This window comes from Flavobacterium crocinum (genome assembly GCF_003122385.1).
In the GTDB taxonomy this organism is placed as follows: domain Bacteria; phylum Bacteroidota; class Bacteroidia; order Flavobacteriales; family Flavobacteriaceae; genus Flavobacterium; species Flavobacterium crocinum.
The window spans coordinates 3,916,692-3,942,916 of the sequence record NZ_CP029255.1 but is presented as its reverse complement, the minus strand read 5'-3'; the positions used below and the strand labels follow the sequence as shown (position 1 = coordinate 3,942,916).

Annotated in this window: 19 protein-coding genes; 8 read left to right on the top strand and 11 right to left on the bottom strand. The window is 33.5% G+C overall.

What is annotated here, in order from left to right:
• Positions 1–92: 92 nt before the first annotated feature.
• Positions 93–518, bottom strand: coding sequence for a hypothetical protein (locus tag HYN56_RS17485; protein ID WP_109193349.1), 426 nt, complete (start codon positions 516–518; stop codon positions 93–95).
• 246 nt (positions 519–764) lie between these two features.
• On the opposite strand from HYN56_RS17485, the gene recG reads away from it, so the two are divergent.
• Entirely contained in the window at positions 765–2,873 is a 2,109-nt protein-coding gene (gene recG, locus HYN56_RS17480; RefSeq protein WP_109193348.1) for an ATP-dependent DNA helicase RecG, read from the top strand.
• 215 nt (positions 2,874–3,088) lie between these two features.
• Here recG and HYN56_RS17475 read toward each other — a convergent pair whose 3' ends face one another.
• The 4 genes from HYN56_RS17475 to HYN56_RS17460 all read right to left on the bottom strand — a co-directional run bounded on the left by HYN56_RS17475 (position 3,089) and on the right by HYN56_RS17460 (position 5,633).
• Complete coding sequence (locus tag HYN56_RS17475; RefSeq protein ID WP_109193347.1) at positions 3,089–3,688, bottom strand: PAS domain-containing protein; 600 nt, start codon at positions 3,686–3,688, stop codon at positions 3,089–3,091.
• A gap of 63 nt (positions 3,689–3,751) precedes the next feature.
• Complete coding sequence (locus HYN56_RS17470) at positions 3,752–4,096, bottom strand: hypothetical protein (protein ID WP_109193346.1); 345 nt, start codon at positions 4,094–4,096, stop codon at positions 3,752–3,754.
• A 50-nt stretch (positions 4,097–4,146) separates the two neighbouring features.
• Positions 4,147–5,001 (bottom strand): histidine kinase, encoded by an 855-nt coding sequence (locus HYN56_RS17465; protein ID WP_109194859.1) that lies wholly within the window; start codon positions 4,999–5,001, stop codon positions 4,147–4,149.
• 32 nt (positions 5,002–5,033) lie between these two features.
• Positions 5,034–5,633, bottom strand: coding sequence for a TlpA family protein disulfide reductase (locus tag HYN56_RS17460; protein WP_109193345.1), 600 nt, complete (start codon positions 5,631–5,633; stop codon positions 5,034–5,036).
• A gap of 490 nt (positions 5,634–6,123) precedes the next feature.
• Here HYN56_RS17460 and HYN56_RS17455 point away from each other — a divergent pair, with 490 nt between their 5' ends.
• The 5 genes from HYN56_RS17455 to HYN56_RS17435 all read left to right on the top strand — a co-directional run bounded on the left by HYN56_RS17455 (position 6,124) and on the right by HYN56_RS17435 (position 13,827).
• Complete coding sequence (locus HYN56_RS17455; RefSeq protein ID WP_109193344.1) at positions 6,124–7,182, top strand: efflux RND transporter periplasmic adaptor subunit; 1,059 nt, start codon at positions 6,124–6,126, stop codon at positions 7,180–7,182.
• A 93-nt stretch (positions 7,183–7,275) separates the two neighbouring features.
• Entirely contained in the window at positions 7,276–10,374 is a 3,099-nt protein-coding gene (locus tag HYN56_RS17450) for an efflux RND transporter permease subunit (protein ID WP_109193343.1), read from the top strand.
• Positions 10,375–10,438: 64 nt separating this feature from the next.
• Positions 10,439–11,749 (top strand): TolC family protein, encoded by a 1,311-nt coding sequence (locus HYN56_RS17445; RefSeq protein WP_109194858.1) that lies wholly within the window; start codon positions 10,439–10,441, stop codon positions 11,747–11,749.
• Positions 11,750–11,966: 217 nt separating this feature from the next.
• Positions 11,967–12,830 carry a bestrophin family protein gene (locus tag HYN56_RS17440; protein WP_109193342.1) on the top strand — a complete coding sequence of 288 codons (864 nt, stop codon included), beginning with the start codon at positions 11,967–11,969 and terminating at the stop codon, positions 12,828–12,830.
• 73 nt (positions 12,831–12,903) lie between these two features.
• Entirely contained in the window at positions 12,904–13,827 is a 924-nt protein-coding gene (locus HYN56_RS17435; protein ID WP_109193341.1) for an AraC family transcriptional regulator, read from the top strand.
• A 109-nt stretch (positions 13,828–13,936) separates the two neighbouring features.
• On the opposite strand, the gene HYN56_RS17430 is transcribed toward HYN56_RS17435, so the two are convergent.
• From HYN56_RS17430 to HYN56_RS17420, 3 genes are all read right to left on the bottom strand, one after another.
• Positions 13,937–14,311, bottom strand: coding sequence for a DUF779 domain-containing protein (locus HYN56_RS17430; protein ID WP_109193340.1), 375 nt, complete (start codon positions 14,309–14,311; stop codon positions 13,937–13,939).
• Between the two features lie 304 nt (positions 14,312–14,615).
• A complete protein-coding gene (adhP, locus tag HYN56_RS17425; RefSeq protein ID WP_240622580.1) occupies positions 14,616–15,635 on the bottom strand; it encodes an alcohol dehydrogenase AdhP in 1,020 nt (339 codons plus the stop codon).
• Between the two features lie 247 nt (positions 15,636–15,882).
• Positions 15,883–17,388 carry an aldehyde dehydrogenase family protein gene (locus HYN56_RS17420; protein ID WP_109193339.1) on the bottom strand — a complete coding sequence of 502 codons (1,506 nt, stop codon included), beginning with the start codon at positions 17,386–17,388 and terminating at the stop codon, positions 15,883–15,885.
• A gap of 275 nt (positions 17,389–17,663) precedes the next feature.
• Here HYN56_RS17420 and pheT point away from each other — a divergent pair, with 275 nt between their 5' ends.
• Entirely contained in the window at positions 17,664–20,084 is a 2,421-nt protein-coding gene (gene pheT / locus HYN56_RS17415; protein ID WP_109193338.1) for a phenylalanine--tRNA ligase subunit beta, read from the top strand.
• A 375-nt stretch (positions 20,085–20,459) separates the two neighbouring features.
• Here pheT and HYN56_RS17410 read toward each other — a convergent pair whose 3' ends face one another.
• From HYN56_RS17410 to HYN56_RS17400, 3 genes are all read right to left on the bottom strand, one after another.
• Positions 20,460–21,284 (bottom strand): N-acetylmuramidase domain-containing protein, encoded by an 825-nt coding sequence (locus HYN56_RS17410; protein WP_109193337.1) that lies wholly within the window; start codon positions 21,282–21,284, stop codon positions 20,460–20,462.
• The gene (locus tag HYN56_RS17405; protein WP_109193336.1) at positions 21,284–23,437 is read right to left on the bottom strand and encodes a hypothetical protein; all 2,154 of its coding nucleotides are present in this window, start codon (positions 23,435–23,437) and stop codon (positions 21,284–21,286) included. The genes HYN56_RS17410 and HYN56_RS17405 overlap by 1 nt, the downstream gene beginning before the upstream one ends.
• A 77-nt stretch (positions 23,438–23,514) precedes the next feature.
• Positions 23,515–25,530: a hypothetical protein gene (locus HYN56_RS17400; RefSeq protein ID WP_109193335.1), complete on the bottom strand. Its 2,016-nt coding sequence runs from the start codon at positions 25,528–25,530 to the stop codon at positions 23,515–23,517.
• Between the two features lie 261 nt (positions 25,531–25,791).
• Between HYN56_RS17400 and HYN56_RS17395 the strand changes: the two genes are divergently transcribed.
• On the top strand, positions 25,792–26,223 hold the full coding sequence (locus HYN56_RS17395; protein WP_109193334.1) for a hypothetical protein: 432 nt from the start codon (positions 25,792–25,794) through the stop codon (positions 26,221–26,223).
• Positions 26,224–26,225 lie beyond the last annotated feature (2 nt).

Below are 26,225 nucleotides of genomic sequence, written 5' to 3'. Positions count from 1 at the left end.
ACAAATATCTTTTTTTATTATAATTTTACTGAATAAAAATAAAAAACTCCGTTAGAAAACCAACGGAGTTTACAATTTAAATATATCGAGCTTTAATTTGCCTTTTTAAACACAAAAGCAGCGTCACATGCACGGGCATCATCAATCAAACGTCCTGACTTATCCAACGTAAAACTTTCAATCAAACTGCCTGTACAGTTTGAAATGAATGAATTTTCCTTTTTCTCCTTATATGTTAATACAAAACGTGTTATATCTTCTTTGATTATAGTTTCAAAAGTTCCTGTCAGCGTTATATTAATGTTTTCATACGATCTCATTTTTGAAAATGTATTATCTTTATTAAATACATAAGAATACTGTTTTGAAGAAGGGTCGTTAGCATACTTAGCCTCTGTGTATTGCACCCATTTCCCATAATAGTCTGTCACAACAGCATCCGCTTTATTGTTTGAATCGTCGCTAGAACAAGAAATTAAAGAAACAAACATTACAATCAAAAGTCCAGTTTTTTTCATTTTTATAGTTTTTAAAGGTTAACTATTATTAAGATTAATCTTTCTTAAGATGGTTGCGTTTATTTTTACAGCTTAATGATAACTTAATATTCAAAACCTTAAGCACTATAATTGATTTTCAAAATTCCTAATTAAAATCTATCTTCGCTTTTTAATTAAATTCCAATTCAAAAAATCCAAATTCCAACTCTTTCCAATCTAAAATCAACAATCTAAAATCAACAATCTAAAATCTAAAATAATTTAATGTCTAATAATCTTCTAGAAACCCCAATTGAATACTTAAAAGGTGTTGGCCCCAGTCGTGGTCAGTTGCTTCGTAAGGAATTGGGTATTCACAAATATGGGGATTTAGTCAATTTTTATCCCAATCGATACATTGACAGAACGCGTTATTATAAGATTAATGAATTACAGAATACAGGTTCTGAAGTACAGATTATTGGAAAAATAATCAACATCAAAACGGTTGAATTTGCTAAAAACAAAAAACGTTTAGTAGCCAGTTTTGTTGATGATACCGGACAAATTGATCTCAATTGGTTTCAGGGACATAAATGGATTAGGGAAAGTTTAAAATTAAACGAACCTCTGGTTATTTTTGGAAAATGTTCTTTATACGGAAGTCAATTCAGTATGGCTCATCCTGAAATCGAATTACTGAGTGAACATGAAAGAAGCCTGCGTTCAGCAATGCAGCCAGTTTATCCTTCTACAGAAGCTTTAACAAACAAAGGTATTTCGAATCGTACTATCAATAAAATGATGGAACAATTGTTTCTAGAAACACAAGCACTTTTTACAGAAACTTTTCCGTCCTCTTTAATCGAAGAATTAAAACTGATTCCAAAAAGAGCTGCGTTATTTAATATTCATTTTCCAAAAAGTGCCGATATTTTAGCAAAAGCACAATTCCGATTGAAGTTCGAAGAATTGTTCTTTATTCAGTTGCAGTTAATTACCAAAAATCTTATTAGAAAACATAAAATCAAAGGGCATCCATTTACAAAAGTGGGCGAACTTTTTAATGCATTTTACAAAAACCATTTGCCTTTTGATTTAACCAATGCTCAAAAAAGAGTAATCAAAGAAATTAGAACTGACATGGGAAGCAATGCCCAAATGAATCGTCTTTTGCAAGGTGACGTAGGTTCCGGAAAAACGATTGTTGCTTTTATGAGTATGCTTTTGGCTATTGACAATGGTTTTCAGGCTTGTTTAATGGCCCCAACAGAGATTTTGGCTAATCAGCATTATCTTGGATTATCTCATTTTGCTGAAATGCTTGGTATCAATATTAGAATATTGACGGGTTCTACTAAAACTTCTGAAAGAAAAATTATCCATGAAGAACTCGAAAACGGAACTCTGAAAATTCTGATTGGAACTCATGCATTACTGGAAGATAAAGTAAAATTTCAAAATTTAGGTCTGTCCGTAATTGATGAACAGCATCGTTTTGGTGTAGAACAACGCTCTAAATTGTGGAAGAAAAATGAGATTCCGCCACACGTTTTGGTCATGACTGCTACGCCAATTCCGAGAACTTTGGCAATGAGTTTATACGGCGATTTGGATATTTCTGTAATTGATGAATTGCCTCCCGGAAGAAAACCAATTCAAACTGTACATCGTTTTGATTCTAATCGATTAAAAGTCTGGAAATTTCTTCGTGATGAAATTGCAAAAGGAAGACAAATTTATATCGTTTATCCCTTAATTCAGGAATCTGAAAAAATGGATTATAAGGATTTAATGGACGGTTACGAAAGTATTTCCCGGGATTTTCCGTTGCCTCAATATTCGATTTCGATCCTGCATGGAAAAATGAAACCAGCAGATAAAGATGCCGAAATGAAACGTTTTTCTGAAGGAAAAACCAACATAATGGTGGCTACAACAGTTATTGAAGTTGGTGTAAATGTTCCAAATGCCAGTGTAATGATTATAGAAAGTGCCGAACGATTTGGTCTTTCGCAATTACACCAATTGCGCGGACGTGTTGGACGTGGTGCCGAACAGAGCTATTGTATTTTAATGACGGGACATAAATTAAGTTCTGACAGTAAAACCAGAATGGAAACTATGGTTCAGACCAATGATGGTTTTGAAATAGCCGAAGTTGATCTTAAACTTCGCGGTCCCGGCGATTTAATGGGAACACAGCAAAGCGGTGTCCTGAACCTTCAAATAGCTGATATTGTTAAAGACAGAGAAATTCTGTCTCTGGCAAGAAATTATGCCATGAAAATCTTAAAAGAAGATTCAGCCCTTCAAAAACCTGAAAATACCATTTTAAGAGCCATTTTTATTGAATTGACTAAGAAGAAAAATATTTGGAATTATATTTCGTAAAGGGACAAAGATTCAGAGTGACAAAGTTACAAAGTACTTGGTTTAAGTAACTTTATAAAGCTTTGTAACTCTGTTACTTTGTACCTCAAAAAAACACACTTCACTGCATCTCACTTAAAATAAGTTTTTAAATATTCAGGCGATTTAGATTTGTTGGGGGGCAAATTTGGGTTGAATATTCAAATTGACACAATGAAGCATATTCTTAGGAATTTTTATTTCTTTGGAGAACTCTTATCAAATAAACCACTGAAAAGACCTTTGCTTATTTTGTTTTTATCGTCTTTTCCAGTCGCAATTAAATGATCTATATACTCCATATAAGTTTTTCTACGTTCCTCTAAAAACCCAACAAGATATTCCTCAGAAGCATGAATGCCACTCGTTTCTTCAATCTGTAAAAGTTTTTTGTATAAAGGCTCAATAAACTTGACAATAATATCATTGGGAACCGATTTTCGGGTTCCAAAGAAGCCTACAATTTCTCCATCGGTGTCTGCAATAATTTTAAAATCGGTAACTACCCAATAATAGCGGCCTGTTTTGGCCATGTTTTTTATAATTACATGAATGTTTTCACTGGATTTAATACTGTCCCATAAGAATTTAAAAATCACTTTGGGCATATCGGGATGTCTGACAATATTATGAGGCTGGCCAACAAGTTCAAATTCATCATAACCAGAAACATCTATAAAGTCCTCATTGGCATATAATATGGTTCCTTTCTTATCGGTTTTACTGAGCAGCACTTTATTCTTGTTCCAATCTACTTCTCTGTCTGAAGGTGTTGGACGATTAATTCTGGTATCCATAGCTTTTACATTTAAATTAATTTACAATTCGATTAAGCGCATAAAAGAATCTTTAAATAATTTTTAATTCAATTCAATTTCTAAAGCAAGCAGAATATTTCTGATTTTGTGAAATACAATTCCTAATTCATACTCAAGCCATTCCGGAATTTCATTATTAACCACCAGATTAAGATTATGAATATCGTTTATAATCTGAACTAGTCTTTTATACTGAAAGTCGAGATTGTACACCTGAGAATTCTCTCTGTATCCTTTAAGAATATCGGCAACTTCTGAAGCAAATTCTGAATTGGCTCCAATTTTGTCAATTGAATTTAATGTTATAGTGTCGCTTAAAAAATGGTCAATAGTTTTTTTCAAATTATGCAGTGTAGGAACTGCAGTAGGCAAATCATACTTAAACATACAACAGGGTTATAAAAATTAATATTTGGGGAAAAATTTAATTAGGAGGGCTAGTTTCTGCTGTTTGTAGATTTGACATGAATATCATTAACTAAATCATCAATTTTTTTTGCACTTTCTCTCATCATTTCCAAATAAGACAACAGTTTATCATTGTCTGTATGACCTTTGGAAACATCAATAAGTTTTAAAACCGAATTTACCGGCAGTTTTAAATCTAAAGTAGTTCTGTGAATAAAATCGTTGTAGTCTTTTGTTGCTGACATTGAACTGTATTTTGCAGAAGCCAGTTTCATATTCTCTAATTCATATTCGTCAGAAATTTTTGAAATATGATTTTCACTGTGTTCTTTAAAATAATACGCCCAATAACCATTCATAAAAAATACAACTGCAGCCAAAACTGTGTGAATAATTAATGTTTCTAAATCAAAGTTGACCTGAGAAAAGTAAACCTGAAGTCCGTTGGCATCATTATAAACAAAATTTTGCAGATACGCCAAACCTGCGTGATGTAATACAACCAAAAGCGTTAAAGGAATTTGTAATTTCCAGTTTTGATACACAATTAAGATCGTACTGGCTATAAAAACCGTAAAATGCATCTCGAACATACCATGCATCTGATAAATATACTGTGCCATAAAAATAGCCAAAACAACCGACAACACATACTGATAAAATTTAGAATTCTTAATGAAGAACTTGGCCGAATAATAGGCCAGAAGATTGAGCGTCCCTACTCCAACGCCAATTTCGAAAGTGTCATATTTAAAAGATAGTCCTATACCGAGAAGAAAATATACGGCAAGAACATAATTAATAATTGTATCTGACTTCTGAGTCATAGTAGACATAAAACTGTGCAGATAATCTTGTTCGTTTAAGCTAGCTTTTGTTTTCATAGGTTTTAGTTTTTGGATTTTTGGAAATAGATTTATTTGGTACATTTTGGTAACGAACATCCGTATGCTTTCATAGCAAAAGCATCAAAAGAAGGTTTGTGTTTTTCACTTAAATAAGCATCAATTGCCATTTGAGCGTAATTAGTTTTGGCATCTGTACAATATCTCGTTTTATTGTAATTACCACGATAATACAAATTATGTGAAGGATCCAGCAAAACGGCCTGAGGTGTAGAGAAAACACCACATCTTTTTGCAATTGATTCTTCAAAATACACCGGAATCTTAGCATCAAACTTTTCCTGAATTTCAGCAATTGTAAAATTCTTTTCTTTGTTTAACACTACAATTTTAAAATTAACCTGATTGGCGTACTTTTTAATTAAATCCTTAACATGAGGAACATTAAAGCGGGAACAAGGACAATCGGGATTGAAAAAATGTATAAAAACAGGCTTTTGATTAAATGGACAACAGGCTCCTAATTCGATCTTAGACCCCATTGCTATAGCTTTATAATTTTGAGGTATTGGCGTTGGAAGACTGTACTTGAACTCATTTTGCCAAAATAAATAACCAATCGCAAGAAGTAATAACGTAAACCATAATGTTAGGAGTAAATTTTTCTTCATAAAGCATCTTTTATATTAGTTTAACAAAAAAAAACTAAACAATTGTTAATATAATTATTAACCATATTCTGTAAAAAACTTAAAAAACAACTTCTAAACCTTAATTTTAACAATAACTACCGTAGTTCATATCAGTATTATCAAGAAAAACAATGTTTTTGTTTAACATACCAATGTTACAAATAAAATCGATAAAGTGCAAAAAAAATCAGACAAAATGCATAAAATTTAATTTTAGCATTATTTCGCTTAAACTTCTATTTTGTAAAATTCTTCTTAAGCTATTGTAAACCTTAAAAAAATGATTGTTTGTCTACATCAAAAAATTTAATCTTTAATTAAACCTTTTAATCTCTTTTCAGTCTAAATACTAACCATTGTACATACAAATGTTAAATAAAAGCTAACAGCATCTGATTTCATGTCAAAAAGTTAAATTTGTAAGCTTACTAAAAACAGAAACCTTAAATACTATATTCACCTCAATTTTATGAAAGTAAAACACCTCATTTACACCCTTTTAATTATAGCAATTGGAGGTTTTATTACCTACAGAATTATATCAAACAAGAGCAAAAACGATGACTCTAAAAAATTTAATGATAAAAATTCTCCAACAACTGTTAATGGAATTGTAATAAAAACAGCCACTTTTGACAATAATTTATCACTTTCAGGCTCAATAGAAGCCAATGAACAAGTCGAAATTCATAGTGAGGTTTCAGGAATTGTAGAAGGAATATTTTTTAATGAAGGTTCTTATGTAACCAAAGGACAAGTTCTTTTGAAAGTAAACGATATTGAACTAAAAGCACAATTAAGACAAGCTGTAACCAAAGAAGGACTTGCAGCCGAAAATGAAAGAAGAGCTAAACTTTTACTTCAAAAAGAAGCTATCAGTCAGGAAGAAGCAGATGTCGCCAGAGCAGATCATGCTTCTGCTCAGGCACAAAGTCAATTAATCAGAGCGCAAATTTCTAAAACTTCTGTCAGAGCACCATTTTCCGGAAAAATTGGATTGCGAAATATCTCTCCCGGAACTTATATTACACCGACAGTTTTAGTAGCTAAATTGGTTAATACAAGTAAACTAAAAATTACTTTTTCAATTCCTGAAAAATATGCTTCTCAGGTACAATCAGGTTCAGTAATCGATTTTACAGTTTCCGGATCTACTAAAACTTACAATGCCAAAATTTATGCAATCGAACCTGAAGTTGCAGTTGCGACACGTACACTTCAAATTCGTGCCATTGCAGACAATACAGACGGAAAACTTTTCCCTGGAACTTTTGCTGACATTAAATTACCTTTAAACATTATTAAAGATGCAATTGTAGTCCCATCTCAGGCTATTATTCCAATTCAGGATGGTAAAAAAGTTTTTATTGCTAATAATGGTCAAGCCAAAGAAGTAATGGTTGATGCAACAACAAGAACAGATTCTTCTATCTTAATTTTATCAGGATTAAAAGCCGGAGATACTTTAATTACAAGCGGTGTGATGTCATTAAAAAATGAAGCGCCAATTAAAGTTAAAGTAAAATAATTATGAGTTATGAGTTACAGATTATGAGTTAAGAGTTTTAAATCTCATTAAATCTAAAATCTAAAATCTGAACTCTAAAATCTAAAATCAAACATGAGTTTATCAACTACAAGTATAAGAAGACCCGTTTTAACCATTGTACTGAATTTACTAATTATTCTATTCGGTTTTATTGGTTATACTTTTTTGGGCGTTAGAGAATTCCCTTCTATCGATCCGGCACAGGTATCGATTCGTACCAATTATACAGGTGCGAACTCAGACATTATCGAATCACAAATTACTGAACCTCTTGAAAAAGCTGTAAATGCAATTGACGGAATTAGAAATATTACATCTTCCAGCAACCAGGGAAGCAGTACAATTACAATCGAATTTAATTTAGATAAAGATTTAGAAGAAGCTGCCAACGATGTTCGTGATAAGGTTTCGCAGGCAATTAGAAATCTTCCTCAGGACATAGATGCTCCACCTGTCGTATCTAAAGCAGATGCAGACAGTGAATCAATTATTTCTATGACCGTTCAAAGTGACAGCAGAAGTTCTTTAGAACTTAGCGATTACGCCGAAAATGTTATTTCTCAACGCTTAGAAACTATTCCTGGTGTGAGCGGCGTACAAATTTGGGGACAAAAACGTTACGCCATGCGCTTATGGATCGATCCTGCAAAATTAGCTGCTTACGGCTGTACGGTTGCTGAAGTTCGTTCAGCATTAAATGCACAAAACGTAGAATTGCCTTCAGGAAAATTAACCGGAAACAATACCGAATTAACCGTAAAAACAGTTGGAAACCTCTCTAAACCGGAAGAATTCAACAATATTATCATTCGTACAGATGGTGATAAAATTGTTCGCTTAAGTGATATTGGAGGTGCCGAATTAGGACCGGAAAACATAGAGACCTCCTTAATGTCTTCTGGACTTCCAATGATTGGTATGGCAATTGTGCCAATGCCCGGAGCAAATTACTTAGATATTTCAACAGAATTTTACAAAAAATTCGACGCTTTAAAAAAAGATTTACCTAAAGATATCAAACTTAACATTGCTCTTGATAATACAAGATTTGTTAAAAAATCTGTTTTAGAAGTTGCCGAAACTTTAGGAATTTCAATCATATTGGTAATTATTATTATTTATTTATTTTTTAGAGACTGGGCAATTGCTTTCAGACCTTTAATTGATATTCCTGTTTCGTTGATTGCTACATTCTTTATTATGTGGCTTTTCGGATTTTCAATTAATGTATTGACACTTTTAGCTATTGTTCTCGCAACAGGTCTGGTGGTAGATGACGGAATCGTGGTGACTGAAAATATTTTCAAAAAAGTAGAAGAAGGAATGTCGCCTATTGAAGCCGCGATTAAAGGTTCTAACGAAATTTTTTATGCCGTAATTTCGATTTCAGTTACTCTTGCAGCGGTATTTTTACCTGTGATTTTCTTAGAAGGATTTGTCGGAAGATTATTTAGAGAATTTGGAGTCGTCATTGGAGCTGCGGTATTAATTTCTGCCTTTGTTTCATTGACATTAACACCTATGCTAAATGCCTATTTGATGAAAGGCGGAGAGCAAAAGAAATCGAAATTCTACATTAAAACTGAACCTTTCTTTGAAAAAATGAATAGCAATTATGCTGAAGCTTTGTCAAAATTTATGGCAAAAAAATGGATAAGCTTCCCTATTCTAATTGCTTGTTTTGGAATCATTTATTTGTTTTTTACGATCCTTCCGAAAGAAACTGCTCCTTATGACGACAGAAGCTCTGTAACAATGCGTATGACTACACCTGAAGGCTCTTCCTACGATTATACCTACCGCTTCATGCAGGAAATATCAAAATTGGTTGATGATTCTATTCCAGAAAAAAAAGTAAGTTTAGTTATTACTGCCGGAGGTTCCGGAGGTTCCGCAACTAACTCAGGTTTCGTAAGACTTTCACTCACAGAACCTGAAGAAAGACACAGATCTCAAAAAGATATTGCCGATAAACTAAACAAATGGACAAAAAAATATCCAGATGCTAAAATATCTGTAATTCAGCAGCCTACAATTGCAGTAAACAGGCGTGGAGGTTTGCCGATTCAGTACATTATTCAGGCTCCAAACTTTGATAAATTAAGAGAAAAAATTCCGCTTTTTATGAATGAAGTAACTAAAAGTGACGTTTTTTCTACTACCGATGTCAATTTAAAATTCAATAAACCGGAGGTCAACGTAACAATTGACCGTGCAAAAGCAGAAAGTTTAGGAATCTCTATTTTGGATATTGCGCAAACTTTACAGCTTTCTTTGAGTGGACAACGTTTTGGCTATTTCATTAAAAATGGAAAACAATATCAGGTAATTGGACAATTTGACCAAAAGGACAGATCTAAGCCTTTGGACTTAACTTCGATGTTTGTAAAAAATAAAAATGGCGAATTGATTCAAATGGATAACGTTGTAAAGGTTTATGAACAAAGTAATCCGCCACAATTGTATCATAACAATCGTTATATGTCGGCAACTGTTGCCGCTGGTTTAGCCCCAGGAAAAAGTATGGGAGACGGAATTAAAGAAATGGACCGAATTAAAGCTAAAGTTTTAGACGAAAGTTTCACAACCGATTTAGCCGGGGAATCTCGAGATTTCGTAGAAAGTAGCTCGAATACTTCTTTTGCCTTTGGATTAGCTCTGTTATTAATATTTCTGATTCTTGCTGCGCAATTTGAAAGTTTTATTGATCCTTTTATTATTATCCTTACTGTTCCAATGGCGGTTGCAGGAGCATTATTCTCATTGTGGTTATTCAACCAAACCTGGAATATTTTCAGCCAGATTGGTACAGTAATGTTGATTGGTCTGGTGACTAAAAATGGTATTTTGATTGTCGAATTTGCCAATCAGTTACGCGAACAGGGAAAACCGAAATTAGAAGCTATTTTAGAAGCTTCAGAAGCACGTTTACGTCCAATTTTAATGACCAGTTTAGCAATTGCTTTGGGAGCACTTCCTATCGCAATGTCACTTGGAGCCGCGTCAACCAGTAGAATTGGTATGGGAGTTGTAATTGTTGGGGGAACAATCTTTTCGTTAGCCTTAACGCTTTTCGTAATTCCTGCCATCTATTTAATGTGGTCGAAAGCCAGAAAACACTATCCTGAATTTGACCGTATCGAAGAATACGAAAGAGAAAGTATAAAATAGAAACCAAAAAATCACGAGTTTTGTTTTTTCTAAATTCGTGATGCTTTGGCAAAAGAAAATAAAAATGAATATCAAAAACATATACTATACCTTAATAATTCTCTTTACCTGCATTGTTAAAACGAATGCACAGGAAGTTCTGACTATTGAACAAGCTATGACAATAGCTTTGGAGAATAATTTTGAAATTAAAATCGCAAAAAATAATTCTAAAATAAGCGAAACAAACGTTACAATAGGAAATGCCGGAATGTTGCCAACAGCTACAGCAAATATTACTGATAATAACAACCTTACGAATTCAACACAAGTTCGTCAGGATGGTACATCAACTACATTAAACAATGCTAAAAACAACAGTTTAAATTATGGCGTTAGTTTAGGCTGGACCGTTTTTGACGGTATGAAAATGTTTGCGCGGTTAGATCAGCTGAAAGAGCTTCAAAAATTAGGAGACTCCGAACTTAAAAGAACTATTTTAGTTAAAATAGGACAGGTAAATTCGGCCTATTATGATCTGGTACAACAACAACATCAATTAGCGGCTTTAGACACTACAATTGTGATTTCTAATCAGAGATTAACTTTGGCTAAAAACAGATTCAGTATCGGAAAAGCCTCAAAATTAGAAGTTTTAAATGCACAAGTTGATTTAAATTCGGATCAGGTTGCATTACTGAGACAAAAAGAATCTTATGCGAATGCAAAAATTCTATTAAACCAATATTTAGCCCGTGATCCAAAAATTGATTTCAAAGTTACTGATGAGGTGAATGTTGACAATAAACTGGTTTTAGCAGATTTAATGGAATTAGCCCAAAAACAAAATCCTGCGCTTGAATCGCAAATTATTAATAAACGTATAGCCGAACTGCAACTAAAACAAGTAAAAGCGGATCGTTATCCGACGTTAAGACTAACCACTGGTTACAATTTTGCTGAAAGTCAATCTAGTTTAGGTTTTACCAGTGAAACTTCATCCAGAGGTTTAAACTACGGATTTAATGCTTCCATGAATATTTTTGATGGTTTTAATCAGCACAGAAATGAAAAAGTAGCCAAAATGCAGATCGAAAATTCGCAGATTGCAATAGAACAGCAAAACATGATTTTGAACACACAATTAAGTACTGCTTTCCAAACTTATTTAACCAATCTGGAATTAATTGATCTGGAAGAAGATAACGAAGCAATTGCCAAGCAAAATTTAGATATCACACTGGATAAATTCAGAATCGGAACCATTACAACTCTGGATTTTAGAACAGCGCAGCTTAATTATGTTAATGCTAAAGTGCGTTACAGTAATGCTCAATATGAGGCTAAGTTATCTGAAATTGCACTAAAAGAACTAGCAGGAAATATGAGTTTCTAGTTTTTCTTAAAAATATAGTATCTGCTAATCTGCTAAATCTGCGAGCTAAATTTACTCTCGCAGATTTAGCAGATTAGCAGATTTTTTTTTATACATATAAGTAAATTACACGGCTCTAAATTTCATCCAAAACTATACTGTTTTGAGTTAAAATATTTTTTCCTTTTTATACAAATGAGCTATTTTTTAAGCTAAATTTGTTTCAAAACAAACTTAAATGATTACCTACAATACCAAAGACTGGTTTACTTTTATTTTTCATTTTCATAAGTCAGATACAGTTCGTAAACTGTTCCCAATTATGATTGCTATTGGGATTTATTCTGCAATTGTATGTTATCTGGAACTTCATTATTTTAAAGTTACTAAAAATGATTATATCCATAGTCTTCCTATTATGCATGGAATGCTTGGTTTTGTAATTTCCCTTTTACTTGTTTTTAGAACCAATACTGCTTATGACCGTTGGTGGGAAGGCCGTAAACTTTGGGGCGGACTGGTAAACAACAGTCGTAATTTTGCCATAAAACTTTCGGCAATTTTAAAAGACGAAAATGACCAAAAGTTTTTCAGAAAATACATTCCGATGTACGCTGACATTTTACACAAACATTTAAAAGATGAAGATACCAGTAAACAACTCTTTGAAGATGTAGAGTTAGAAATCGACCAGCACAAACACAAGCCAAATCAGTTAAAAAGAATCATGTATCATAAAATTAATGATTTGTATGATGCAGGGAAAATTTCTGGCGATCAACTAATTACCTTGAATGATGAATTGGTTGCTTTTACCGATATCTGTGGCGCTTGTGAACGTATCAAAAACACACCTATTCCCTACTCTTACAGTGCCTTTATAAAAAAATTCATTTTCTTTTATACCATGACACTGCCGTTTGGTTACTCTGTTAGCTTAGGTTATCTAGTTGCTCCAGTTGTTGTTTTTATATTTTATGTATTGGCGAGTTTAGAGTTGATTGCTGAAGAAATTGAAGATCCTTTTGGTGACGATGAAAATGATTTACCAACTAAAAAAATCTCAGAAAACATCAAAAAACATGTAGAAGAATTGATTTAATAAAACGTTAAATCTGCCATTTTATATTCTATTTTTCATTAAATTTAGAGTCTTCACCAAAACTTAAATTTCAATGAACAACCAACGTTTTCTAGTTAATCCTCTTCAATTATCACAAGAAAAATCATTGAAGACTCTTGTGGAGAACAGAACAATTTACAATCTTAATCATTGTGAACTGAATTTGTTTGAAACCTACGAATCGACTAAAATGGTTCCGTTAAAATTTAATGATTTGGTTGTGACCAGCATGCTTCGCGGAAAGAAAGTTATGCATCTTTTTGACGATCCTGAATTTGAATATCTGCCTGGAGAAACTGTAATTGTTCCTTCGAATGTAGAAATGAAAATTGATTTTCCGGAAGCTTCTAAAAATAATCCAACCCAATGTCTGGCATTGGCTATTGATCAGGATAAAATTGCTGAAATTCTAAACTTCTTAAACGAACAATATCCGAAAGAAGGAAACAATATGTTTTGGCAGTTAAACTACCAGAATTATTTCTTTTACAATAATGTTGAAATGGCGGCAACCATCAATAAACTCATCAAAGAATGTATGAGTACTTCGATTACTAAAGATATTTTAGCCGATTTAACATTAAAAGAATTACTGATCAGAATTATTCAGACACAAACCGTAAAATCTTTAGATGAAGGAAAATTTCATGAAATCAATAATCCAATAACAGAAGTTACAGAATACATCAAACAGAATTTGAAAGAAAATATGAGTTTGAAATCGCTTAGCGAAAAAGCCTGTATGAGCACTACTTCTTTTTATCGTTTCTTTAAACGTGAACTCGGAATGAGTCCAATTGAGTATATTTTAAATGAAAAAATTAAATGTGCTAAAAATTTATTGAAGAACCCAACGCTTCAAATTAATGAAGTCTGTTATCTGGCAGGTTTTGAAGACGCTAATTATTTCATCCGATTATTTAAAAAATACGAAGGAATTACACCAAAACAGTATCAGTTACTTTTTATAAATTAGGTACAAAGTGACAAAGATGCAAAGGCGCAAAGTTTTTTTAAGGAACTAAGATACTGAGACGCTAAGTTTCTAAGTTTTTGTAAAACTTGAAACTTGAAACAAAAAACTTCTACTCAATCCTAGTAACAGGTTCTAAATCTTTTTCTTCTTCGGGAGTAAAAATTCTGTATTCTATTTGGAACGTCTTTTTTAGTGGGGTTTCTAGAGAAAAACCTCCTACTCCAAATGCATCAATTACGGTCAAAGTAAAATGAGCATGTTTCCAGTATTCGAATAAATCTTTGTCTACCCAAAATTCTACGTCTTCAACAGTACCAATACAAACGTCTCCGGTACGCTGATAATAACCTCCTTTTTCAAAACATTGTGGCTGCGTGCCTTCACAACATCCTCCTGCCTGATAAAACATCAAATCTCCGTGTTTTTCTTTTAGGATATTGATTAGTTCAACTGCTTTTTCTGTGGCATCAATACGTTTAATCATAATTTTTTTAATTTAATAAAACTGCCCGCTAATAGATTAAACAGCTTTTATTTCATTTATATTTCAGCTTTTTTATCAAGCCTCAGAGAGGCAAGATATTTATAGAAATTCAATAACACATTATGTAAAGGAGCTCCGGAGGAGCGAAATATAATAGCATTGTAAAAAAATGTCGCTCCTCTGGAGCTTTACCATCAATACTAAAAACTATTTCTATAAATATTTCGCTTCTCCGAAGCGAATCTTTCTTAATCAGAAAAGGCTGTCCAAAACTATTGAACAGCCTCTTAACATAACCAACTATTTAAGAACTTGCGATATCCAGGACAATTCTTCCTTCAATCTGTCCTTTTTTCATTTTATCAAAAACGGTGTTTACATCTTCCAATTTAGAAGTTGTTACGGTTGCTTTAACTTTTCCATCCGCTGCAAATTCGATTGCTTCTTTCATGTCTTTTCGGGTTCCAACAATTGAACCTCTAATCGTAATTCTATTCAAAACCGTATCGAAAATAGACAAATCAAAATTGCCTGGAGGAAGTCCGTTTAATGCCATTGTACCTTTTCTTCTCAATGTTTCAAGCCCTTGTTTGAAAGCAATTGGAGAAACTGCGGTAATCAACGCCCCATGCATTCCACCAACTTCTTTCTTTAAGAATTCTCCAGGATTTTGATTTTTCGCATTCACAACCAAATCGGCACCTAGTTTTTTTGCCAGTTCCAATTTATCATCTCCAATATCAATTGCAGCCACATTCATTCCCATCGCTTTCGCATATTGAACAGCAACGTGACCTAAGCCTCCAATTCCAGAAATCGCCACCCATTCGCCAGGTTTAACCTCCGTTTCTTTTAATCCTTTGTAAACAGTAACACCAGCACACAAAATCGGAGCCATTTCGATAAAGTTTACATTCGAAGGTAAAATTCCAACATATCTGGCATCTGCAATAACAAATTCTGCAAATCCGCCATCAACACTGTACCCCCCATTCTGCTGACTTTCGCATAATGTTTCCCAGCCTGTAATGCAATGATCACAGCCACCACAAGCGCTATACAGCCAAGGCACACCAACGGCATCGCCTTCTTTTACGTTTTTAACATCCTGTCCCACCGCGGCAACATAACCAACAGCTTCGTGCCCCGGAATTAAAGGCATTTTAGGTTTAACCGGCCAGTCTCCATCTACAGCATGTAAATCGGTATGGCATACACCGCTTGCAATTACTTTTACTAGAATTTCATTTCTGCCTGGGCGTTTTACTTCGACCTCTTCAATTTTTAAAAGAGATCCAAATTCTCTGACGACTGCGGCTTTCATTGTTTTTGGAAGCATAATTCTATGGTTTACGAGAATAGAAAATCTATCGAAATTCTATTCTCAGGTTTATATTCTTTTTTATGAACTATCTACCAAACGAACTAATAATTAAATGACGCTGATAAAACGGATTTTATTCAGATTAATATAAAATCCGTCTCAATCCCTGCCTTCGCTTTAGCGAATCAGTATCATCCGTGTGCCCTTTTAAAAATTAGCACAAGGAATGGATAGTCCTGTTCTTTCTTTAGAAGAAACCTAATTTCTTTTTGTCATAAGAAATCAGCATGTTTTTGGTTTGACGGTATTGACTCAACATCATTTTGTGGTTTTCACGACCTATTCCGGATTGTTTGTATCCGCCAAATGGAGCACCCGCAGGATAAGAATGGTATTGATTAATCCAGACACGACCAGACTGAATCGCTCTTGGAACCTGATAAATTTCATGCGCATCACGAGTCCAGACTCCTGCTCCTAAACCATACATGGTATCGTTTGCGATTTCAATGGCTTCTTCCGTAGTCTTAAAAGTCGTTACCGCCAAAACAGGTCCGAAAATCTCTTCCTGAAAGATTCTCATTTTGTTGTGACCTTTAAATAAAGTTGGTTTAATGTAATAGCCACCTTCCAATTCTCCTCCTAATTTATTTTCATCACCTCCGGTTAAAACTTCTGCTCCTTCTTCTTTACCTAATTTGATATAAGACATTATTTTTTCTTTCTGAACAATTGAAGTCTGAGCACCAATCATAGTCGATTTATCCAACGGATTTCCTGCTACAATCGCTTCCGTTCTTTCAATTACTTTCGCAATAAACTTGTCGTAAATATCTTCGTGAATTAATAATCTGGAAGGGCATGTACAGATTTCTCCTTGGTTTAAAGCGAATAAAACAGCACCTTCAACCGCTTTATCAAAGAAATCATCATCATGATCTGCTACAGACGGAAAGAAAATATTTGGAGATTTTCCACCTAGTTCTAATGTTACAGGAATAATATTTTCTGTCGCATATTGCATTACCAAACGTCCTGTCGTAGTTGAACCTGTAAATGCTGCTTTAGCCACTTTTTTATTCGTAACTAACGGACGGCCTAATTCTGCCCCAAAACCATTTACAATATTCAGAACTCCCGGAGGAAGAAGATTCCCAATTAATTCCATTAAAACCATAATAGAAATTGGTGTACTTTCTGCCGGTTTTAAAACAATCGTGTTTCCTGCAGCAAGAGCCGGAGCAATTTTCCAAACTGCCATTAAGATTGGGAAATTCCATGGAATAATCTGAGCAACAACACCAAGAGGTTCACTTAATGCAATGGAAACGGTTTGCGAATCCAGTTCTGCAATAGAACTTTCTTCGGCACGGATTACTCCGGCAAAATATCTAAAGTGATCTATTGCCAATGGAATATCTGCCGCCAACGTTTCACGGATTGGTTTTCCGTTATCAATCGTTTCAACTATTGCGATATACTCTAAGTTATCTTCAATTTTTTGAGCAATCTTATTTAACAGAATACTTCTTTCTGTTACAGAAGTTTTTCCCCAGATTTTAAATGCTTCATAAGCCGTGTCAACAGCCAGTTCTAAATCTTCTTTTCCGGAATGTGCTGCTTTTGTAAATACTTTTCCATCAATTGGAGAAAGTACATCAAAATATTCTCCTTTAATTGGTGCGACGAATTTTCCACCAATATAATTATCGTATTTTGCCTTGAATTCAGGTCTTTTTGCTGTGGTACTCATAAGATATTCTTTTTTGATTTAATCCAAATTTAGTCTCATAAAAAGAAACAGAATAGCACTAATCATTCATCTTATAGCACAAAAATTACACATTCGATTTTTTTAGTCTTTTATACTATTTATTTAATAAAATTTTAATAGATAAATTATCAAATACTTAGTTGACAGCATTTTCCAGTCACAAAAAAACAGCAAGAAAAAACCAAATATTTTTTTCTTACTCCACGACGCAATCCTTATATTTGTAACCTTGATTTAAGAATAAAAAAGTTACAATGAAAATATCTTACAACTGGTTAAAACAATTTATTAAAACAGATTGGACATCTGAACAGACTTCAGAATTACTTACAGATCTTGGTTTGGAAGTTGAAGTTGTCGAAAAATACCAATCTATAAAAGGAGGATTAGAAGGAGTTGTGGTTGGACACGTTCTGACTTGCGAAAAACACCCCGATGCCGATAGATTGAAAGTGACTACAGTAAATGTTGGTTTGGAAGCTCCAATACAAATTGTATGTGGTGCTGCTAACGTCGCTGCAGGACAAAAAGTACCAGTTGCTACAATCGGAACTATTTTATACGATAAAGATGGTGCAGAATTTACCATCAAAAAAGGAAAGATTCGCGGACAGGAAAGTCACGGAATGATCTGCGCTGAGGACGAACTGGGATTAGGAACAAGCCATGAAGGAATTATGGTTTTGGCCGATGATTTAGTTCCGGGAACTCCTGCTTCTGAAGTATTCAAAATTGCAAATGATGAGGTTTTCGAAATCGGATTAACACCTAACCGTGCTGATGCAATGAGTCATTACGGAACGGCACGCGACTTGAGAGCCGGAATGCTGCAACGCGGTGTAAACATAGAGTTAATTACACCATCTGTAAGCAACTTCAGAGTGGACATGCGTACGTTAAAAATTGATGTAAATGTTGAAGATACTCATTTAGCTCCAAGATATTGCGGGGTAACTATCTCTGGAATTTCGGTTCACGAATCTCCAAGCTGGTTACAAGATCGCTTAAAAGCTATTGGCCTGACTCCAAAAAATAATATCGTTGACGTTACTAATTATGTGCTTCATGAATTAGGACAGCCTTTACACGCTTTTGACGCTGCGAAAATCAATGGGAAAATCATTGTAAAAACGGTGGCTGAAGGAACTAAGTTTGTAACTCTTGACGACGTAGAAAGAACGCTTCACAAAGAAGATTTAATGATCTGCGACGAAAAAGGGCCACTTTGCATTGCTGGAGTTTTTGGAGGTAAAAAATCTGGAGTTTCGGAAGGAACAACAACTATTTTCTTAGAAAGTGCTTATTTCGATCCGGTTAGCATTCGTAAAACTGCAAAAAGACATCAATTAAGTACAGATGCTTCTTTTAGATTTGAAAGAGGAATTGATCCGACCATTACAGAATATGCTTTAAAACGTGCAGCACTTTTAATTCAGGAAGTAGCTGGTGGAAAAATCACCTCTGATGTTGTAGAAGTTTATCCTAAAAAAGTAGAAGATTTCTCTGTCTTATTAAATTTTAGCCATGTATCTAAAATTATTGGTCAGGAAATTTCAAAAGATACCATCAAAAAGATTTTAGTTTCTTTAGATATTAAAGTAAACAGCGTATCTGATTCTGGTTTAGGCTTAACTATTCCTGCTTATCGTGTAGATGTACAACGAGAAATTGACGTAATTGAAGAAATTCTTAGAGTTTACGGTTATAACAATATTAATTTCTCTAAGAAATTCAATGCAACTGTAGCGAATTCTCCAAGAACAGAAGACTATAAAGTACAAAACACCATTGCTTCTCAATTGAATTCTCAAGGTTTCCACGAAATGATGGCGAATTCATTGACAACAGCAGCTTATGCAAAATTATCAACTTCATTAAAAGAAGAACATAATGTTTCTATGCTAAATCCGTTGAGCAGTGACTTAGCTACACTTCGTCAGTCTTTATTATTCTCTGGTTTAGAAGCTGTTTCATACAACATCAACAGAAAAAATTCTGATTTAAAGTTATTTGAATTCGGAAAAACATATCACAAATACTTAAACGGATTTGAGGAGCACAAACATCTTTCTTTATTAATTTCAGGAAACAGAAACAAAGAAACCTGGACAAGTCCACAAAAAACAACAGATTTCTTCTTGTTGAAAGGATACGTAAAAGCAATTTTGTCTCGTTTAGGAATTGAGAAAATTTCAAATGCTCCGGTTCAGTCTGATATTTATTCTGAAGGAACTGCTATTACTTACAATAATGATATTTTAGTTGAAATGGGTGTAGTTAAAAAGCCTATTTTAAAACATTTCGGCATCAAACAAGATGTTTATTATGCTGATTTTAACTGGGATTTGGTTTTAAAAATCATTACAGGAAAAATTAAGTACACTGAAATCCCTAAATATCCTGAAGTTCGTAGAGATTTAGCTTTATTAATTGATGAAAGTACAACTTACGAAAGTATTTTCAACCTGGCGAAACAAACAGAAAAAACACTTTTAAAAGACGTTAATTTGTTTGATGTTTATCAGGGTAACAAATTACCGGAAGGAAAGAAATCTTATGCTTTAAGCTTTACAATTCAGGACAACAGTAAAACGTTAACTGATTCTCAGATCGATAAAATCATGTCTAAATTACAGCAAACATTCGAAACTGAGCTTGGTGCTAGTTTAAGATAATTTTTTTTGTTTCAGGTCTCAGGTTTAAAGTTTACTACACTTTGAACATAGTTTTACCGCAAAGAGCGCAAAGATTTACGCAAAGGTTCGCAAAGTTTTTATTTATAAAGCTTTTCGAACCTTTTTTATGTTTTCATTAAAAGTTTACATAAAAAACATTGTTATTGCTATACTTTGAGTGTAGTTTTACCGCAAAGAGCGCAAAGATTTTTCGCAAAGGTTCGCGAAGTTTAAGTTTAAAAATTAGCTCACAAAGCTTTGCGAACTTTTTCTACGCTCTCTTAACATTTACATAGAAAAAAACCTTGCGCTCTTTGCGGTAAAAAAACTATGTTCATAGTAAAACTTGAAACTTCAAACCTGAAACACTTTTATTTATCTTGAATATTTATGATAGGCTTTCATCAGCTTCTCGTCATATTTATTCGTTTTATAGGCTGGCCCATTGTATTTTAAAGCAAATGATGCCCAGTTTCTGTTTCTTAAAAGTGTGATTAAATTGTTTTTCTCTAAGAATAACCCAAAAGCTTTTAAATGTTCGCCTTCGTTTTGATTCATTTTTTCCACGAATTCATCTATGCTATTGTAACCAATAGGAATTGCATTAAATCCCATAATTTGAAACAATCCCCAAGAAGCAGAACTATTTGCTGCGTCAATAATTTTTTTGTCCTGACCGAGGTTTTTACCTTTTTCAAGACGAGTGTATTCAGCTGTTCCTCCTACATAATATTTCTTCGTGTAATTTTCAAACAAAATATCCTGATTATTTGAGTTCATATAAGATCTTGGATTAATTCCTCTTTTTTCGAGTTCTCTCCAGAAAATATGCCCTTCAAACAAAATCTTCGGACGTCCGTCAATCAGAAAACCTTTTCCATTGCTTTCTACTTCGTTTACGGCTTTCACCACTGCAAGCTCCAAATTAAACTGATTCGAGAAATTGATTAAGTCTTGTTCGGAAAGTAACTTAGAATTAGACGAAAAACCATTTTTACTTTTTTCCAAAAGCGAAGACCATGTTTTTAGTCCGACTACACCATCTACAACAAGATTGTTTTTGGACTGAAAATCCCTGATTGCTTTATCTGTTGCTGTTCCAAAATAATCTGAAACTATTACATTGTATTTTAATTTAGCTAAAAGTTCATTCAAATAATAAACTTCCGGAGACTTTGCTCCTGCTTTTATTGTTCTCATTATTTTTTGTTTATGATTAGAATTGATGCTTTTGAGAAATCAAAAACTTCATTTTTTGTACCGATGAGATTGTCGTTTTTGTCAAAATAATTGACTTTGTATGAAATCAAAGTAGTATTGTCCGCTGTATTCTTAACAATAAAATTGAACAATATAGAGGTCGCGAATTCCGATTTTAAACGTTCAACTGCAAATTTACTTCCTGTTTCCTGTACCGTCAATTCAATCGTAATTCTGTTTGTCGCTGCGGTCTGACTTTTAATCTGAACTTGAATATATCTGTTGTAAGCCGTTGACTGCGAAACAACCTGATTAAATTCAGAACTTATATTTTCTATGTTTTCAAAATCGAAAAAAGCATCTTTTAATTCACCCGAAGCAGATGGATTTACTGCTGAAAAATCTAAAAGTTTGGTATCATTACTGATAAGCTGAGGATAATTTTTAAAAAAGACACTGTTCAGATAAGTAGCATTTTGATTGTAAACCAGCAATATCGAATTAAGCTTGCAGTTTGAAATAGACTGATTGTTAATTTGAATTTTCTTCGCTGTATTATCAATCAGCGTTTCCAGGATTTCACCAATAGTTTGTTCGATATTCAATTCTATAATGCTGGAATCTTTAATTTCTTTATATTTAAAATTGATATTGGCGTACTGCGTAATGGTATTATTTAAGGCATTAATCATGATACTGGCTTCCGATAAATTTTCGGTTGAAAGATTAAAGAGAAAGTGCTTTCCATCTGTTGAAATATCCGATTGTTGTAAAAAATAGTTACCGCTAACTTCATATTCAGCCGAAATATCATTTGGAAACAAAAACTGCACTTTATCAAAATAATCTGTAACATCTCCGTCAATAAAATTATTCTGAAGCAAAGCGATTTTCAGTTTAGCCAAATCAAAATCGGAAAGGTTTGGACCAATCGCAAACTGAAAACTGATTTTTGAAATTTCCTCTGAAGTTCCCGCTCCTTCTTCATACGCATGAAAAATGGTAGAAATACAAGGTTTCATCGTATTTAAATCTTTCGACAAACTATACACTTTGGAAATCAGCAAAAAAGTATTCGGCTGCACCATCGATTTATAAATGGAAAGTTTACTAAAATTAAAACCTGTTACAAAGATTTGCTTGAACTGCGAAAAATCCTCATTCAGGTTAAAAGGAATATTGATGAAACCGCCTCCAATTGTCTTATATAAACTTGTTCCCGGATCTGCTCCAATTGGATAACTTAAGGTTTTATTTATTTTAAGCAGAAAAGTACTTTTTACGTATTCTTCCTGTACATCTGCTTTTATACTATTTTCTCGTTGTATTTCTGAAATAGCTGTCTTTGGAGCTATCGTTGTGGATAAATTAGCCTTCACCATTAGCGGACTACTAATAAGTGTTGCTTTAGACTGTATTGTTGTTTTAGGAGAAGTCAAATCTTTTTTCAGAATAGTACCGCTTTTTAAAACGGAAATATCTCTGGCAAACAGAAAATTTCTTTTAATTTTAGAATATCCTTTAAAATCAAAAAAAAGATCAATATTGCATTTTAAATCATTTAAGTTGGATACTAAATTTAAGAACGCAATTTTTACTGCTTCATCAATTAAATCAAACTGAATTTCCTGTGTCGCTATATTAACAATTCCGTTTACCTTTACAAAATCATGGTTTACTTTGAGATTTAAAACCGCTTCTTTTAGATTTAAAGTAATACTTTTTTGATTAGTCTGTAATACTTTGTCTTTCAGCTTATATTTCAAAGTAACTTTTCCTAAAATCCCGCCTTTATTTCCAGATTTATCCGGTACATTTTCATAATAAAAAACGGTTCCGTTATTAGGTTCAATTTCAACATGTGGGAAGAATAGCGTAATATCATTTTTAAAATAATCCTTAAAGGAATCATTCTCTGTAATTGCTTTATCACCTTCTATAAGCGGGAAATAATTCTCAATAAAAGGAAACGCTACAATAATTGGCCTGATGTCGATAGAATGGATTATAGGATGTTCTATCACCTTAAATTCTGCTTCTTTTTTCAAATTGACCGTTGTAAAAGCAGTACTCGGTTTGGCGGGCTCAAGATTAAATCTGTTTATGGGAACCAATTTAGTTCCGTCGAGCTTAAATGTATTTAAATCTGGCATAACGTTTAGGTTTAATAATTAGTGACTTATGAAACAAAAGGGACATTACGTCCCTTTTGCAAATTGTCTCAAAAAAATTATTCCATAAATGGAGCTCTGATTTTTTCGATATCAGCGTTTTGAGCATCGGTTCCGGTTGGAATTTCAAACAACACATCTCCTTCCTGATAATCGATTTTGATGTAATCTGTAGAAAGAGAAACCTTTTTAGATTTCTTACCAATTTTCCCACTACAGGTATATTTCACTTTATACTCTGTTGGTTTAATCGTGTAATCCGACTCGTACCATGCTCTATACGGAATCGCATCTTCAAAATTATCAACAGTGAATTTGAACTTTTTAGATGCCATTTTATCTACCTTTAAAGTCACTTCCAATGTATCGCAATCATAAAGCACTTCTGTTGATAAAGTATAATTAATCATGTTCTGAATTGGAAGTGGAACGAAGATTTTAGTTCCTTCAAATTCATACTCTCGAGTTGTATCTTTTAGCTTGATTCTCTTGTCTTTCTCGTACATTACTTCCTGACGAACTTTAACTTTAGTCGAACCATTATTTTTTACAAAATCAAACACAAAAGCATTCTTTTCTCTCGATTTATCATTCCAGGTTGCAGGGAAAATAGCATCAATTTCTTTTCCGGACTTGTTGGTATTTTTTACAAACGGAGTTCCTTCAGGAGCAATCATTCTTCCGGAACTTTTCCAAATCATTTTACCTTTAGAATCCGGATATCCAACTTCAATAGAAACCTGACTTACCGGACTATCATTTACAATATCACTGTCTTTGTCCAGTTTAATTAAACCTCCGTTTAAAGAAGCAATCACCTGAACTTTAGAAAAATCTTCGTCTAGCTGAATTTCAGTAATATAATTTTTCAAATCTGCTTTTGCCTCTGCTCCGGTTTTCAAAGTCAACGGAGTCAGATTTCCACTGATTTTTGAATCCAAAACCTGAATCGCAGAGAATTTGATTTCATCTGTAAATTTAACCGCACGAATCTGGCTTCCTGATTTAAGATTCATTCCAACGCTTCCAAGTCCCATAAACAATCTGAAAAATCCGTTTGGTTTTTCAGGAGATGTAACCGGTGTAAATTGTTTTTCAGGCGCATCGAATATTTGTTTTTTCACCATTTCAAAAGCAAATTCTCTTTGTTTTTGCAGTAACGAATCTTCTACTTTTTTCTTTTCTTCATTAGAAAATTGGTCATCTGTTATTACTTCACTTGTAATACCACCTTCCGTAAGGATTTTTTCGTATTCATGTTCCCAGTTTAAATCTACAAAAGACCAGCTCACACTTGTTTTAGCAGAAAAATAAGTATGCACTTTTTTAACATCAATTGTTGTTTTAATAACCGTAGTTGGCATGTATGCTTTGTACTTTATGTTATTTTCGACAACAAGATTGTTGCTTCCAATTTCCAATGCATTTTTCACCAGTGAAGCACTATTTCTTCCCATTAAAACAGAAAGAGCATTGTCACCAAGTCCAAAAGTAGTTCCAGCTCCTTCTCCCTGAATATTAAATGTCCACGGATTGGCGCCTCCAAAAGGATTATTAGGTGATTTTTCGCCCACAACATGCATCGCGATATTGTTCTCTGTGAGCTGAATTGGTCTGACATTAGTGGTATTAAAATCTTTATCTACTCCAATTAAGAAAGAAAACAATCCAAAAAGAGTTGATTTTCTATGATTTTTGTAATCAGAATTCAGTCTCGTTTTCAATTTATCAATTGCTTTCTTTAATAAAGCTTCCGGCAAATCAATCGTACTGGTTAAGGTAGTGTAAGCTCCTGCCTCTTCTTCTAATCCTTCTGCACCAATTACTGTGGTAGAATCTCCTTCTGATTTAAAAACCTGCATTGCAAACTTAAATCTACCGTCAGGATGTTTCGCTAAACGTGGCGCTTTTGGATAATAATAAAACTGCATTGGCAGACCGGCATCTCTCAATAACATATTGTTAGGATCTGGTGAGAAAAGCACTGCATAATCTGCTCCATCTTCTTTCTCTAATAGAATTTCTACTGTTCCGGCTCCTGCATGAGGATAACCCAGGGGTGTTGGTTGTGACATAATTTTAATTTTTTAGTTAAATACTTAATAAGGTTTTACATTTTTTTTGCTGTCTGTTTTTGACATAAAACTGACGATGTAAAATTCTTACTTCACAAAATATTATGTAACAGCACTTTAACCCATTTTTTCAAATAAATTTACCCAACGAAAAAAGGGTATATTTCCCCTTGTCCAAATTTTAGCATTCCGATAATTTTGTCCTCAACAGTAGTCAAAATACTGCTAACTAAATCCTTAACCAATAAATAATAATTAATTATGAGAAATCCTCCCGCAAAACCGAGTCAGTTAATTACAAAAGAATTTGCCCGACAGTTAAATGTGAATTACAACAATAAAAGAGCTTCGCTTACAGCTAAAAAAGCAGAAAAAGAAGATGCAAATGCCATTTGGTACTCTTTGGAAGAATTAGAAAACTATATTCATTACATCAAAACCAACGGAACAAAAGACGGTTATAATGTAGATGGAATCCGTTTTTATTTTGGAGTTTATCCTGATGATGAAAAACATGGCGAAAAAGCAGGATTGACTACTTTATTCTTAGTTCCAACCGGAAAAAAGATAGATAACAGCACAACTAAAGTTCAAAGTTTTGCTTTAAAACAAGAAGCTGCTTCATCTGATATTCAAAGTCTTGAACCAATGAATTACGGAAACATCGGAAGACCGCCAAGCTTATTATATTAATA

What these genes read in the sequence shown, in the direction of transcription:
- HYN56_RS17435 (WP_109193341.1), top strand. Translation starts at nt 12,904, where the DNA reads ATGAACAACCAACGTTTTCTAGTTAATCCTCTTCAATTATCACAAGAA.
- HYN56_RS17485 (WP_109193349.1), bottom strand. Translation starts at nt 518, where the DNA reads ATGAAAAAAACTGGACTTTTGATTGTAATGTTTGTTTCTTTAATTTCT.
- HYN56_RS17455 (WP_109193344.1), top strand. Translation starts at nt 6,124, where the DNA reads ATGAAAGTAAAACACCTCATTTACACCCTTTTAATTATAGCAATTGGA.
- pheT (WP_109193338.1), top strand. Translation starts at nt 17,664, where the DNA reads ATGAAAATATCTTACAACTGGTTAAAACAATTTATTAAAACAGATTGG.
- HYN56_RS17450 (WP_109193343.1), top strand. Translation starts at nt 7,276, where the DNA reads ATGAGTTTATCAACTACAAGTATAAGAAGACCCGTTTTAACCATTGTA.
- HYN56_RS17430 (WP_109193340.1), bottom strand. Translation starts at nt 14,311, where the DNA reads ATGATTAAACGTATTGATGCCACAGAAAAAGCAGTTGAACTAATCAAT.
- HYN56_RS17400 (WP_109193335.1), bottom strand. Translation starts at nt 25,530, where the DNA reads ATGTCACAACCAACACCCCTGGGTTATCCTCATGCAGGAGCCGGAACA.
- HYN56_RS17440 (WP_109193342.1), top strand. Translation starts at nt 11,967, where the DNA reads ATGATTACCTACAATACCAAAGACTGGTTTACTTTTATTTTTCATTTT.
- HYN56_RS17395 (WP_109193334.1), top strand. Translation starts at nt 25,792, where the DNA reads ATGAGAAATCCTCCCGCAAAACCGAGTCAGTTAATTACAAAAGAATTT.
- HYN56_RS17405 (WP_109193336.1), bottom strand. Translation starts at nt 23,437, where the DNA reads ATGCCAGATTTAAATACATTTAAGCTCGACGGAACTAAATTGGTTCCC.
- HYN56_RS17460 (WP_109193345.1), bottom strand. Translation starts at nt 5,633, where the DNA reads ATGAAGAAAAATTTACTCCTAACATTATGGTTTACGTTATTACTTCTT.
- adhP (WP_240622580.1), bottom strand. Translation starts at nt 15,635, where the DNA reads ATGAAAGCCGCAGTCGTCAGAGAATTTGGATCTCTTTTAAAAATTGAA.
- HYN56_RS17465 (WP_109194859.1), bottom strand. Translation starts at nt 5,001, where the DNA reads ATGAAAACAAAAGCTAGCTTAAACGAACAAGATTATCTGCACAGTTTT.
- HYN56_RS17410 (WP_109193337.1), bottom strand. Translation starts at nt 21,284, where the DNA reads ATGAGAACAATAAAAGCAGGAGCAAAGTCTCCGGAAGTTTATTATTTG.
- HYN56_RS17475 (WP_109193347.1), bottom strand. Translation starts at nt 3,688, where the DNA reads ATGGATACCAGAATTAATCGTCCAACACCTTCAGACAGAGAAGTAGAT.
- HYN56_RS17420 (WP_109193339.1), bottom strand. Translation starts at nt 17,388, where the DNA reads ATGAGTACCACAGCAAAAAGACCTGAATTCAAGGCAAAATACGATAAT.
- recG (WP_109193348.1), top strand. Translation starts at nt 765, where the DNA reads ATGTCTAATAATCTTCTAGAAACCCCAATTGAATACTTAAAAGGTGTT.
- HYN56_RS17470 (WP_109193346.1), bottom strand. Translation starts at nt 4,096, where the DNA reads ATGTTTAAGTATGATTTGCCTACTGCAGTTCCTACACTGCATAATTTG.
- HYN56_RS17445 (WP_109194858.1), top strand. Translation starts at nt 10,439, where the DNA reads ATGAATATCAAAAACATATACTATACCTTAATAATTCTCTTTACCTGC.